Genomic DNA, 13,232 nt, shown 5'->3' on the forward strand with positions numbered 1-13,232 from the left:
ATGGTCGATCTCAACCCCTTGCACTACGTCAACAAGTTCAACCACATGTTCGGCGACAGTGTCGCCAGCGGCCTGGAGTTTTTGGGCATCTCGGATCCGGCCGTGGACCCGGACGGGGTGCGGGAGATCGCCAAGAAGTGGCGGCATCTGGCGACCGGGCTGGACGACGCGGCGGAGGCGGCCCGTAAGTCCCTGTCCGGGGTGGAGTGGGAGGGCAAGGCGGCCAAGGCGTTCACCAAGCGCTCCAAGGCGGCCCGCAAGCAGGCCACGGACATGGCGCACTCGCTGCGCGAGGGCGCGAAGGCGCTGGACGACTTCGCGGACAAGGCGCACGAGTTGCTGTCCGAGATCGGCGTGATGCTGGCGGAGATCGCCGAGTTCGAGATCGCCGGTCTGGCCCTGTCCATCCTGACCGCGGGTGCCTCCGAGGTGGCCTCGACTTTGATGGCGGGCGAGCGGGCGCTGAAGGTGGTGGCGCTGGTCGGCCGGATCGAGGAGGAGGGCACCGCGCTCGGCTCGGTGGTGCGCGGGGTGATGGAGGTCGTCCGCGGGGTGGAACGGGCGCTGAAGGCGCTCAAGGAGATCCGCGGGGTCGCCGAGGTGGCCAGGATGGCCAAGGGCGGCGCGGAGTTCTCCGCGTTCGAGACGCTGCTGAAGGACCCGGGCGCGTTCAAGGACCCGGGCAAGCTGGCCGGGATCCTGGCCGAGGGCGCGGTGATGGGCGTCGGCTTCGGCGTGCTGGGCAAGGCGCTGGGCAAGGGGCTGAAGGCGCTGGGGCCGGCGGCGCTGGCCAAGCTCAGCAAGTCGCTGGGCATGGACTGCGCGGCCTTTGAGCGGCTGAAGCTGAACCCGGGCTTCGACAAGCTGCCCGCCTCGGTGCGCAACATGGTCAAGAAGTTCGTACGGGACCCGATCGACGTGGCGACCGGCGACATGGCCCTGCCCCGCACCGATGTGTCCCTGCCGGGCGTGCTGCCCCTGATCCTGGAGCGCACCCACCTCTCCTCCTACCGCTTCGGCGGCTGGTTCGGCCCGTCCTGGGCCTCCACCCTGGACCAGCGGGTGCAGGCCGACGAGGACGGCTTCGTGTTCGCGGCGGCGGACGGCGCCCGCCTGTGCTTCCCGCCCCTCGACCCGGCCGGCAGCGACCCGGTGCGCCCGCTGACGCCGGGCTCCCGCCTGATGCTGTCCTGGGACACCGAGACCGACGGCGCGATCCGCATCAGCGACCCGGACAGCGGCCTGACCCATGTCTTCCACTCCCCGGTCGCGGCAGCCGGCGACACCGCCGTCGACCTGCCCCTGCAGCACATCACCGACCGCAACAACAACCGCATCACCATCGTCTACGCCGAGAGCGACATCCCCTGCGCGGTCGTCCACTCCGGCGGCTACCACCTCGCCCTCGACCACGACCCGGCCCGCTCCCGCATCACCGGCCTGCGCCTGCTCGACCCGGCCCACCCGGACCGCCCCGGCACCACCCTGCTCACCTTCGGCTACGACGAACACGGCCACCTCAGCGAGGAGTACAACTCCTCCGGCCTGCCGATGCGTTACACCTACGACGCCGACGGCCGCATCACCTCCTGGAGGGACCGCAACGACACCACCTACTGGTACCGCTACGACGACCAGGGCCGCGTCATCGCCACCGGCGGCACCGCCGGCGCCCTCGCCTCCACCCTCACCTACGACGACACCACCCGCACCACCCACGTCACCGACTCCCTCGGCCACACCCGCGTCTACGAACACAACGAGGCGCTGCGCCTGACCCGCGAGACCGACCCACTCGGCAACACCACCACACAGGAGTGGAATGCCGAGCATGAGCTGATCGCGTGCACCGACCCGCTGGGACGGACCATGCGCTTCACGTACGACGAACGGGGCCTCGTAACACGGGTTGTGCGCCCGGACGGCGCGGAGATCACCGCCGAGTACAACGCGCTGGGGCTGGCGACCGAGGTGAGAAACCCGGATGGCACGGCTGTCTTGAGGGACTACTCCCCAACGGGCAATCCCTTGCAGGTGGTCGACGCAGCCGGCCGGCCCACTCACTTCACATTCGACGGTGCCGGCAGGCCGACCTCCGTCCGCGACGCACTCGGCCACACGACACTCGTGCGCACCAACCGAGTGGGCGTGCCCGTGGAAGTCACGGATCCCCTGGGCGCATCCAGTGGCTGGGAGCACGATGCATTCGGCCGTGTCACCCTCTTCACCGACCCGGTGGGTGCGCAGACACGCCTGGAATGGACCACGGAAGGAAAGCTCTCCCGCCGCATCACCGCCGACGGCTGTGAGGAGAAGTGGCTGTACGACGACGAGGGCAACTGCACTCGGTACGTCGACGCTCACGGCGGAGTCGACACATTCGAGTACACGTATTTCGATCTCCTGTCGGCGCGCACCGGCGCTGACGGCGTGCGCTACACGTTCTCCTACGACACCGAGCTACGACTCACCCAGGTCACCAATCCGCAGGGGATGACCTGGAACTACGAGTACGACGCCGCGGGCCGTCAGGTCGCCGAGTCCGACTTCGACGGTCGCGTGCAGCGCTATGTGTACGACCCAGCAGGTCAGTTGATGGAGCGGGTCACTCCCCTCGGCGACTTCATCCGCTATGAACGAGATGTCCTTGACCAGGTGACCTCGAAGGAGGTCGCAGGCCGAATCACCGGCTTCACCTACGACGCCATGGGTCGCATTCTCACGGCCACGGCACCCGACACGGATGTCGAATGGCGCTGGGACGAGCGGGGACAACTCCGCTCGGAGTCCGTTGCCGGTCGCTCAGTCACCTACGCCTACGACGATCTCGGACGATGCGTTTCGCGGACGACACCGACCGGCGCGGTAAGTGCCTGGACGTACGACTCGGCGGGACGCCCTGCGACGCTGTCCGTCGCCGGAAGGCACATGCGGTTCGAACGGGATGCGGCCGGCCGGGAGACGAACCGCCGTGTCGGTGAACGACTCAGCCTCAGCCATTCCTTCGACCAACTCGGCCACGTCATCAGCCAGTCCCTCTCCACCCCCGAGACGACACTGCGTAGCCGGTCGTACGCCTACCGCCCCGACGGCCATATGACGGAAGCCGTTGAAGCGGTGACCGGTACGGCGCGTCACTACACCCTGGACCCGGTCGGCCGTCCTCTGCAGGCCACTGGTGCCAACTGGTCGGAGACATACGCGTACGACGCTGCAGGCAACCAGGTGCATGCATCCTGGCCCGACGGACTTCCTCACCCGGAAGCCCGTGGGGCCCGGGACTACGACGGCACACGGGTTCGCGCCGCGGGACGAATGCGCTACCAGCACGACGACGCCGGCAGGCTGATCCGGCGTACGCGGCACACCCTCTCCGGGAGAGAAGAAGCCTGGCACTACACCTGGAATGCGGAAGACCAACTGACGGAGGTCACCACCCCCGACGGTGCGACCTGGCATTACACCTACGATGCTCTCGGTCGCCGCACGGCCAAGCAAAGAGTGGCTTCCGATGGTGAGGTCGTCGTAGAACAGATTGACTTCGCCTGGGATGGCACGCGACTTGTCGAACAGCACGATCACGGCACGGGCGTCGTCATCACCTGGGACTACCAGGGGCACCGCCCCTTGACTCAGCTCGAACGCAGGGCAACGCCAATGGGCGGCAGTCCCAACATGACGGCGTGCGACGTCGACGGGATTGCCGCGGACAGCCCGCAGTCAGACCTGGATTCCCGCTTTTTTGCGATCGTCACCGACCTGGTGGGTGCTCCCACCGAATTGGTTGACGAGACCGATCGCATTGCCTGGCGCACGCGCACTGCCATCTGGGGCGAGACGGCGTGGAACGCAGACTTCACCGCCTATACCCCCTTGCGTTTTCCCGGTCAGTACGCCGACCCTGAAACCGGCTTGCACTACAACTACTTCCGGCATTACGACCCGCAGACCGCGAGGTACGTCACTCCCGACCCGCTCGGTCTGGCACCTGCACCCAATCCGTGCAGCTACGTCGACAATCCGCACGGGTGGATAGACCCGCTCGGTCTCGCTGCGACCCATAACCCGATCTATCCAGAGCGTCGTGAAGCGTTCAACGCCGCAAAGGACATGGCTGGTGTCCCTCGCTCCGCACAGCCCATTCGTCAATGGACCGTCGGCGGAGACAGTAAGCGAGCCAACTCCCCGAACTACGTGTTGAAAAATTGGAATCCCAGGATCAAGGATCCCGACTACAACCCCAGAGGCTCGTGGGGTCGCTACTATCAGTACGAGACACCGCACGGCATGCGCGTCATCGCCGAGCACACGGCTGATCCCAACGCGCCACTGCCACATTTCCATGCGGGAACCCCGCAGGACGGTCTGCCTGCAGATGTGGACATGACCGGAAAGATCTACAAGGAAATCCAGCCCAAGCACCATCTCTACTACGAACAGGGCAAATGCGGTGGCTAGCGAGTTGCAGCGTGCGCTCAGGGAGCGGCGAGAGCGCCAGGAGTTGGATCGCATGTTGCGCGACGCCTCAGAGGTCGTCACCATGCACACGCTGTCCTCCGCGAGTGTGCCCGAGCGTGTCATGGAAGCCGTGCGAAGTTTCTGGAACATGTCCACGGAACCGAATGCGACACTGAGCGACGAGGCTTCCCGGGAAACCCTGGAAACCTGGGTGGAGGAGCTCCTTCCTTCGCACGGATTCCACGCATCGGCCTTCCTGTACACCGACCTGGAACTCGCCTCTTGGATCGAGTTCAGCCTGGTGGGGGCCTGGTTCTCCTCGATCCGGCAGGCCAAGGACACGCCATGGGTGTTCCTCGCGCATGACCTCAATACGGTGGCCGCGGTCAGCGAGCAGGAGTATCGGTACGAATTCTTCGTCGCGCATGTGGCGTAGGAGGTCGAACCTGCACGAAATCGGGAATTGCTCGACCAGGGCGAAGTACTTCCGGCTTTCCCGTCCTTGGCGCGGGCGACCGCGTGGCGCCTTCTAGACCCTCCCTTTGCACCCCGTTGGTTGCAGCCGCGAAATCCCCCGGCGGAGAGTGACCCTGCCCGCCCCATGTCTGCGGGGCGGGCGTGGCATAGGTGGGCGTAGGCGTAGGCGTAGGCGTAGGCGTAGGTGTACGGGGGTCGTCGTGGCGGAACACGTCAAGGTGTCCACGTCCGAGCTGAAGGAGATCAGCCGGGCCGTGGGCAAGCTCAAGTCGCAGTTCGAGGGGGCGAGGGACCTCGTCGACTCCTACGACGCCGAGATGGGCTCCGGGGATGTGGCGGGCGCGCTCGACGACTTCGCGGACGACTGGAAGAAGAAGCGCAAGCAGCTCTGCGACGGGCTGGAGTTCCTCGGGAAGACCGCCGGGGCCGCGGCGAAGGCGTACGACGGGCTCGACCGGCATCTGGCCGACGCGCTGCTGAAGGCCCAGCCGGGGGACAAGTGAGCGACGACTTCTCCGGTGTCGACTGGCAGACGGCACGGTACGACGACAAGGAGTTCACGCCCGGCGACCCGTACGAGGTGGCCCGGCTGGGCAAGCGCATCGCCGACACCGCCAAACTGATCGAGGAGCAGGCCGGCAAGCTGAACAACCTCGTCGACGGCAACGGGTGGGACTCCGATGCCGGGCGGGTCTTCCAGGACAAGACCCATGACACGGTCGGACTGCTCACGAAGACGCACCGGCGCTACGCGGCCGCCGCCTCCGCCCTCGGGTCCTCCGTCCCGTACGGGCCCGTCGTCGACCAGATGCGGGAGAACTGGGCCGTCGCGCTCAACCACGCCCAGGAGCTGGTGCGTACGGCGCTCACGAAGGCCAAGAACGCCGACGCGGACGGCAGTCGCTACCAGAAGCAGATCGATCAGCACCCCGGGCCCGACGAGCACCCCGACAAGCAGAGGCTGAAGCGGCAGAAGGACGCCGCGGACGGCGAGTTGGAGGACGCGAAGCGGGATCTGCGGCACGCGCTGGACTACCGGGACACCCAGGCCGGATACGCCGCCCAGGCCATCCGCGACGCCATCGACCACGACGGCCTCAAGGACCCGAAGCATCACTGGTGGGACAACTGGAAGGACTGGGTCGCGGAGATCGGGCACTGGGCCGGGGTGGCGGCCGGCGTGCTCTGCGTCCTGGCGCTCGTGCTGGGCGCCGTACCGATTCTCGGCGAGATCATCGTGGCGCTGGCCCTGGTCGCCTCCGTGGTGGCGCTGGCCTGCGACACGGTCTCCGCCCTCGACGGCAAGGGCACCTGGCTCGACGTCGCCATCGACGTGGTCGGCGTGCTGTCCTTCGGCGCCGGGCGCATCCTCGGGACCGCCGCGAAGGAGGCAGCGGTCGCCGCGCGCGGATCGGCGGCCCTGAAGCAGTTCCTCGCCCTGCGGGAGCTCGGCGTGGGCACGAAACTGGCCGGTGAGAGCGCCGAACTGCTCACCGGCGTCAAGGCCGGCAAGATCGGCGAGGCGCTGGCGAAGGGGCCGAACAGCGTCCTGCCGACGATGCGGTCGATCGTCAAGGATTCCCTCGACTTCAGGGCGTACTACAACGACATCCGCGTCGCCGTCACGAAGACGGCCGAGGACGACGGAATCCTCGCCGGGGGCAAACTGCCCGGGCTGGGCGACCTGTCCGACTCCGCCTTCAAGACCATGGCCCGCACGCGGTCGCTTCTGTACCAGGCGAGCCAGTACGGGCCGACGGCCGCGGGCGTCCTGAACCTGTCCCCGCTGCACAGCTGGGAACCGAGCGGGCTCGAACTCAACGTCTTCGACGGCCTGAAGCACACGACGGGCTGGGGAGCGAACGGCATCCCCTTCTACAACGGCCACTTGAAGGTGGCCGGAGGCTGAACGACCAGCCGGAGGCTGAACAACCAGCCGGCGGCCGCGCAACCGGCCAGCCGCTGAACCACCGGATCGGGGCCACCCGGAGCCGAGGTGAGGGACGAAGGAGTACGGAGAACGTGGGCACTGAGGACGGCCGGACCGTCGACGAACTGTTCGCCCGGCTACCGGCGGCCAAGCAACGCGCGCTCGAGGAGAACGGCCTGGGGCTGCCGCGACTTCGGCGGATCGCCGAGGAGGACGGCGATCTGCGGCGCGTGCGGCTGATCCTGGCCTTCGACGAACCGGATCGCCCGCAGGGCACCGCGGGCGTGTGGCCCTGGATCCGGCTGCCCCTGATCGCCGTGGCCGGTGTCGTCGTCTGCCTGGCCTCCACGTACCTCTTCGACAGGTACGCCGTACTCGTGGGCCTGGCCTGGGGATTGGCCGTGATCTGGGCGGCGCTGAGAGCCCCCCTGCCGCGCGGCGGCGTCGTCGTGCGGTGCCTGGTCGGGGTCGCCTACGTCGTACTGATCTGGCTGGGGTCCCAGCAGGCCGACTCGTGGTACCTCCAGGTGCGCGGGCAGGAGACCACGGTCACGTACGCCAAGGCCGTCGACCGGGGTTCGCACGGCGTGACCACGCTGTACTGCCGCGTCCGGCTTCCCGACGGGTCGATCCACCAGGTGGTCCGCAACGACGACCGGTGCACCGACCCGAGCGCGGTGGGCACCAGGACGCAGGCGGTGGTCGATCCCGCGGGCCACTACCGGCCGTTCCTCGGGCGGCCGTCGGACATCGGCGGCAGTGTCTACGACTGTCTCTGCCTCGGCGCCGCCGCGGTGCTCCTGCTGGCCCCGGCGGCGGCCGTCACCCTGTCCCGCCGTCCCCGGAACCGCCCCATGACCGGCGTGCCCGCGTGACGGGAGCGAGCGCGTGACCCACGAGCGGTCCGTCGACGAGCTGTTCGCGGAGTTGCCGGAGGGCTCGCGGCGGGCGCTGGAGGAGGCCGGCCTCGGGCTGCCGGAACTGCGCCGCAGGGCTGCCGGCGAGGGCGGCATGCGGCGGGTGGCCGGCATCCTGTCCGAGTTCTCCGTCAGCTCTCGCCCGCGGCGCTTCGACGGCGAAGGGCCGCTGCGGTGGCTCGACGTGCGGCCGTGGCTGTGGATGCTCCTCGTGGCCGTCGCCGGCTTCGCCGTGTGCGAGCTGCTGAACCCGCTCATGGGCGACCTGGCGCTGTTCGTCGGGCTCGTCTTCGGCGTGGGCGTCCGGATGGCCGGGTTCGGGATCGACGCGTCGCGGCGCGACACGGCCCTGCGGCGGCTCACCGTGCTGGCGTACCACGTGCTGATCGTGGTGGCGACGTTCACCACCCACCAGTGGTACCTCCAACTGCGCGGCGTGGAACAGACGGTCACCATCACCACGCCGGACCACACGGTGTCCCGCGGGTTCCGCCAGACCTACTGCAGGGTCCGGACGGCGGACGGCTCCGCCCACCGGGTGCTCGGCAACCGGGAGAACTGCGCGGCCCCGAGCCGCATCGGCGACAGGGCCACGGCCGTGGTCGACCCGTCCGGCCTCTACGGCCCCTTCCTCGGCAGGCGGACCGACATGGACAGCACCCTGCCCACCGCCGTGTCCCTGACCTCGGCCGCCGTACTGCTCCTGGCCCCGGCGACCGCCGTGGTGCGGAGCCGGCCCCGGCGCCTCCCCGGGACGGACGGCGCGACGGGATGAACGACGAGACGAACACCGGCCTCACGAACGCCGACGTCACCACCCCCGACCCCACGAGCACCCACGAGACGAGCATGAGTACGGCGACCGACACCCCCGACCGCACCCCGCCGCCCCCCTCCGACTACCGCCTCGCCGTCCCCGAAGGCTGGGAACGCGTCGTCCTCGACCCCGACCGCTGGCCGCACCGCATCGACAGGCTGGTCAACCGCAGCCTGCGCCGTACGAAGGCGAGCCCGCAGCTGAAGGCGGCCCTCGCCGAGCGGATGGCGGCGCAGGCCCGGGCCGCGCACGCCAACGGCGGTGTGGAGATGTACCTCCTCAACCAGCTGCTCGGACAGGTGCCGGTCTCCGCCGGCCTGGTGGTCACCGTCATGCGGCCCCCGGCCGGCACCGCCGCGGGAGACCTCGGCGACATCGCCCTCTCCCTCGCCGCGCGCGCCGCCACCGGCGACGAGGTCACCACCGTCGAGCTGCCCGCCGGCCCGGCCGTGCGCCATCTCTACCGCCGGCGCCCCGCGCCCGACGACCCGGACGGCAACAAGCTGCTGGTCACGCACCTGGACGTCTACCTGGCCGTCCCGCACGCCGACCAGCGCCTGCTGCTCTCCTTCTCCACGCCCATGGAGCCCCTGGCCGAGGCCCTGGTCGGCCTCTTCGACTCCATGGCCCGCACCCTGCAATGGATGGCCTGATGCCCGCGTTCTCCACGTCGACCGTCCGCATGAGGACGCCCGACGGCGCCGTCTCCCTGCCCGTGCGCGAGACGGTCGACCTCGCCGCCTGGTCCAGGGGCGCGGCGCTCAGGCGCGCAGGGACGGACGCCGGCCGGGACGGGCGGCTCGTCGAGGCGCTGGCCGAGGAGCTGCGGCTGGCCGCCGAGGACGCGCGCGCCCGGGGCCCGGTCACCGCGCTGTCGTACGTCCCCGAGCCGCACCTCGGTGAACTCGCGCGCGTCGAGCTGTCGGTGCTGGTCGCGGACGACACCCACCCGACCATGACCGTCGAGCTCCTGCACCGGTATCTCGCGGCCCCCACGGCCGACTCGTACCGCATGCCCGAGGCCGAGCCGCGCACCCTGCCCGCCGGACCGGCGGTGCGCGTCCGGCACGCGTACGTCCAGGACCCCGGCCGGGACGGCACCGGCACGGTCCTGGAGACCTGCGCCTACGGCATCGTCCCCGACACCGGCTGGGGCCTGGTGCTGCTGACTTCGTGGCAGCAGCAGGTCTACGGCGACGCCCTGTGCGCGCTGACGGACGAGCTGGCCCGGACGGTCGCCGTCAGCTGAGCGAGCGGGTGAAGTCGCCGCGGTTGACCTGCTCGGTCGGGGAGCCGTACGAGCCGTATCCCGTCGCCGCCCACACGCTGCGGCGCGCCGGGACCTCGAAGTAGGGGACGGTGCGGCCGTCCGGTCCGGTGTCCGTGAGGACCTCCGGGGGACGGTGGCGGGCCAGGGCGCTCGCGCAGTCGGGGCAGGTGGCGACGCGCAGCCGGTCGCGGCGGCCGAGGGGGCGCCAGGTGGCGCGGGTGGTCGCCCGGCCGTGCAGGGGGTTGAAGAAGCACAGGGGAAGCGGGGCGGCGGCGCCGGACAGGGCGTTCTCACCCTCCGCGACCAGGGCCAGGACCCCCGCCAGGTCCGGTACGCCGCGTGCCGCGTCGAGGACCGTGCCGGCGGCCGTGTAGGCGTCAAGGGCCCGCTGGAGGGCGGGAGTTCGCTCCACGGGGGCCTCACGGGTCGCCTCGCCCAGGGCCAGGACCTCGGTCTCCGCGCGGCGCCGCAGCTCCGTCTCGTCGGCCGCGCGGGCCGTCGCGAACACCAGCTCCGGCACGGCGGCGGTACGGGAGCGGCGGCGCCGCGCCGCCAGACGGCCGCCTACGAGGGCGAGGGCGAGGACCGTGAGCGCCGCCCCGCCGATCGGGAGCCACGGCCAGGAACGCGGCCCGTGGGATGCCGACTTGGTCGCGCCGGCCGCGTCGGCCTCGGGAGAGGGGCCGTCCAGATCCTTCGTCGCCTCCTCGTACACCTTCGTGCCGTCGCCCTCCGCCACCAGCCGCACCGCCTTCGCCGTCATGTCGGCGAGGCCCGCCTCACGCGTCTCGTCCAGGAAGGCGGTCGCGCGGACGGCGTCCTCCGTCTGGTGGGTGTCGCTCGGCCACTCGTAGCCGTTCAGGGTGTCGGGGAAGTCGCCGTCGGTGGTGATGAGGATGAGCTCGCGCTGGGGGAGGCGGTCGTGGACCACGTCCGCGAGGACGTCCGACTCGCCGTCGAAGGCGTCACCCTTGGTCAGGGGGGTGAGGACGACCTTGATGGGCAGGCGCGTCCTCTTGATCTCGGCGGCCAACCGCCGCTGCCGGGACGGGGGTACGGCGGTGCCGTACGCGGGATCGACGTAGACCGGGGAGCCGCGCAGCGCGCTCGCGATGTGCGCGCCGGCGCTCTGGCGGTGGTCCGAGGCGCGCGCGGAGGCGGCGGGGACCACGGCCAGGAGGGCCGCCGCCAGGACGACAGCCATCCGCTTCGGATCACTGGACACCGGTGGTCTCCCTCACCTCGTCGATCAGCCGGGGAATTCCCTGGGGTACGGCGGTCAGCGGACCGTCGGCATCGAAGTACGCCACCCGTCCGCCGTCGCCGTCGTCCGGTGCGGGCAGCGTCATCAACAGGCTGTGGACGGCGGCCGGTTCGGCGACGGCGGTGTCGCGGCACAGCGCGCAGACCGGGAGCCTCCGGCGGCGCGTCCCCTCGGCGGACACGCGCACATGGTGGCGGCCCACCGCGGGGCCGTGCAGCGGGTTCACGCCGCAGCACAGGTCGCCGGCCTCGCCCCGGAGCGCGGCACGCCCGGCGCGGGACAGGACGACGACCGCGACGAGGACGGCGGGCCCGGGCTCGGGGGCGCCGAGGGTGTCGAGCTCGCCGTCGACCAGGAGCATGGCCGCGTCGAAGCAGTCCCAGGCGCGGGCCTGGGAGGGGAGGTCCGGGCGCGGGGTGTCCGGGGTGTCCGGGGCGCCCGTCGGTGCGTCCCCCTGTGCCGCATTCCGCGCGGTATCCGTGAACTCGTCGGCCAGCGCGCCGAGTTCGGTGCGGGCGGTGCGTCGCAGGTACGACCGTGAGGGATTCGTGGGCGCCGTGAGGGGCGGGGCGGAGGACGCCTGCGGGACCGGACGACGGCGGCGCAGCACCCTGCCCGCGACGGCCAGCGCCCCGGCCGTCAGGGCGAGCGCGAGCAGCGCGGTGACGGCACCCACGAACAGGCCCGGCTTGAAGTCCCCGGAGAACAGCGGCGGCAGGACGTTGTCCCCGACCGGCTCGGGGGTGGGGGACCAGCCGTCCTCCGTGGTGGGCTCGTCCGTGCGCGGGACCTTGTCCAGGTACGTCATCAAGGCGTCGAGGCGGTCGCCGAGGGCGTGGTCGTCGGCCTCCTCCGCCGCGCGGTCCCCGAACGAGATCGCGTCGGGGAGGTCGAAGGAGAGGCTGTCGCCGTCCAGGCGGAGGCCGTAGTTGTAGACGTCGATGAAGCCGCCCAGCGGGTCGGCCACCACGTACAGGCCGTCCTTGCCGAACCTCTTGTGCACGGCCGCGGTGAACACGTCCTCCTGGCCCGCCGATTCGTCCTCGCTGATCTGCGGGACGAGCAGGACGTACACCGGGCCGCCGCCCGCCGAGCGGGTGAACGCGCGGATGCGGTCGTGGAGTTCGGACAGCCGGCCGGCGCTCAGCACGCGCGGGCTCTCCGGGTCGACGTACACGGCGTCGTGCTTCAGGCCCTCCGTCACGCGGTCCAGGCGGGAGCCGAGGTCGGCGGCGGTGGGCGGGGGAGCGGCACTCGACCTGGTCTGGTCGAAGACGAGGGACGCCGTCAGGGCGACGGCCGCGGCGCTCGCGAGCGCCGCGGCGGGGACGAGCCAGGGGTGGCGCGGCCTGCCGGAGCCGGGCTTCTTGCTCCTCGTCGCCCCCGCGAGACGGCCGCGCCACCGCCGTACGTAGGGAACCAGCAGCAGGATCGACACAGGTACGCCGGCGAGCAACGCGCCCGTGAGGAAGGACTGGTTGTCGCGGTCGCCCGGGCCGATGTAGAGGGCGGCGGGGTCGTGGTCGCCGTACCGCTCGCGCGCGCTCGCCGCACGCTGCGCGGCCTTGGCGCCGCCCTGGGCGACGACGTCCACGAAGCGCTCGAAGCTGCGCAAGGGACCGGCGTCGTAGGGGAGTTCGTAGAGCGCGACCGTCGAGGCGTCGTCGGCGGGGGCGCGTACGCCGTAGGCCGTCGCGGCGGTGACCCCCGTGGCGTCGACCAGCACGTAGAGGCCGTCCCGGCCGAGCCGGTCGTGGACCGCGCCGAGCAGCCCCTTGCCGTTGCCGGCCGTGCCGGCCAGGACGAGGACGTACGTCGGCACCCCCGGTCCGGCGCGCCAGCTTGGCGAAGTCCGGAGCCGTCGAGTGGGGCAGCTCACGCGGCAGTTGGTCGGTGACGTAGACGGGGTCGGCGCGGAGCCGGGCGGCGAGGTAGGCGGCCTGGGAGCCGGGCTCGCCGGCGCGGGCGGCCGGGGCGGCGGCGAGGAGGGCGGCGGCCAGGACGAGGAGGGTGAGCAGCACGCGGCCGCCGCGTACGCGCGCCGGACGCCCGGTCCCGACGGTGCCGTATGACCTGACCGTGTGCACTGATGCAGTCCC

At 70.9% G+C, this 13,232-nt stretch carries 11 protein-coding genes; 9 read left to right on the forward strand and 2 right to left on the reverse strand.

What is annotated here, in order from left to right; genetic code table 11:
* The 8 genes from ACFU97_RS34130 to ACFU97_RS34165 all read left to right on the forward strand — a co-directional run bounded on the left by ACFU97_RS34130 (position 1) and on the right by ACFU97_RS34165 (position 9,848).
* Entirely contained in the window at positions 1-4,458 is a 4,458-nt protein-coding gene (locus ACFU97_RS34130; RefSeq protein WP_384264409.1) for an RHS repeat-associated core domain-containing protein, read from the forward strand.
* A 52-nt stretch (positions 4,459-4,510) separates the two neighbouring features.
* Positions 4,511-4,894, forward strand: coding sequence for a hypothetical protein (locus ACFU97_RS34135; protein ID WP_384264411.1), 384 nt, complete (start codon positions 4,511-4,513; stop codon positions 4,892-4,894).
* 241 nt (positions 4,895-5,135) lie between these two features.
* Positions 5,136-5,438, forward strand: a complete 303-nt coding sequence (locus tag ACFU97_RS34140) for a hypothetical protein (protein ID WP_384264412.1) — start codon at positions 5,136-5,138, stop codon at positions 5,436-5,438.
* A complete protein-coding gene (locus tag ACFU97_RS34145; protein WP_384264413.1) occupies positions 5,435-6,844 on the forward strand; it encodes a hypothetical protein in 1,410 nt (469 codons plus the stop codon). The genes ACFU97_RS34140 and ACFU97_RS34145 overlap by 4 nt, the downstream gene beginning before the upstream one ends.
* Positions 6,845-6,957: 113 nt before the next feature.
* The gene (locus ACFU97_RS34150; protein WP_384264414.1) at positions 6,958-7,740 is read left to right on the forward strand and encodes a hypothetical protein; all 783 of its coding nucleotides are present in this window, start codon (positions 6,958-6,960) and stop codon (positions 7,738-7,740) included.
* 13 nt (positions 7,741-7,753) lie between these two features.
* The gene (locus tag ACFU97_RS34155) at positions 7,754-8,557 is read left to right on the forward strand and encodes a hypothetical protein (RefSeq protein WP_384264416.1); all 804 of its coding nucleotides are present in this window, start codon (positions 7,754-7,756) and stop codon (positions 8,555-8,557) included.
* Positions 8,554-9,252: a hypothetical protein gene (locus tag ACFU97_RS34160; protein ID WP_384264417.1), complete on the forward strand. Its 699-nt coding sequence runs from the start codon at positions 8,554-8,556 to the stop codon at positions 9,250-9,252. Before ACFU97_RS34155 ends, ACFU97_RS34160 begins: the two co-directional genes overlap by 4 nt.
* A complete protein-coding gene (locus ACFU97_RS34165) occupies positions 9,252-9,848 on the forward strand; it encodes a hypothetical protein (protein ID WP_384264418.1) in 597 nt (198 codons plus the stop codon). The genes ACFU97_RS34160 and ACFU97_RS34165 overlap by 1 nt, the downstream gene beginning before the upstream one ends.
* Here the strand turns inward: ACFU97_RS34165 and ACFU97_RS34170 are convergent.
* Together ACFU97_RS34170 and ACFU97_RS34175 are read right to left on the reverse strand one after the other, a co-directional pair.
* Positions 9,841-11,094, reverse strand: a complete 1,254-nt coding sequence (locus ACFU97_RS34170) for a hypothetical protein (RefSeq protein WP_384264419.1) — start codon at positions 11,092-11,094, stop codon at positions 9,841-9,843. The two genes, ACFU97_RS34165 and ACFU97_RS34170, sit on opposite strands and share 8 nt — an antisense overlap.
* Positions 11,084-12,955, reverse strand: coding sequence for a hypothetical protein (locus ACFU97_RS34175; protein ID WP_384264421.1), 1,872 nt, complete (start codon positions 12,953-12,955; stop codon positions 11,084-11,086). The genes ACFU97_RS34170 and ACFU97_RS34175 overlap by 11 nt, the downstream gene beginning before the upstream one ends.
* Positions 12,956-12,998: 43 nt before the next feature.
* Here ACFU97_RS34175 and ACFU97_RS34180 point away from each other — a divergent pair, with 43 nt between their 5' ends.
* Positions 12,999-13,205 carry a hypothetical protein gene (locus ACFU97_RS34180; RefSeq protein WP_384264422.1) on the forward strand — a complete coding sequence of 69 codons (207 nt, stop codon included), beginning with the start codon at positions 12,999-13,001 and terminating at the stop codon, positions 13,203-13,205.
* The last annotated feature ends 27 nt before the right edge of the window (positions 13,206-13,232 follow it).

Origin of the sequence: Streptomyces sp. NPDC057616 (genome assembly GCF_042800575.1) — a bacterium.
Classification (GTDB): domain Bacteria; phylum Actinomycetota; class Actinomycetes; order Streptomycetales; family Streptomycetaceae; genus Streptomyces.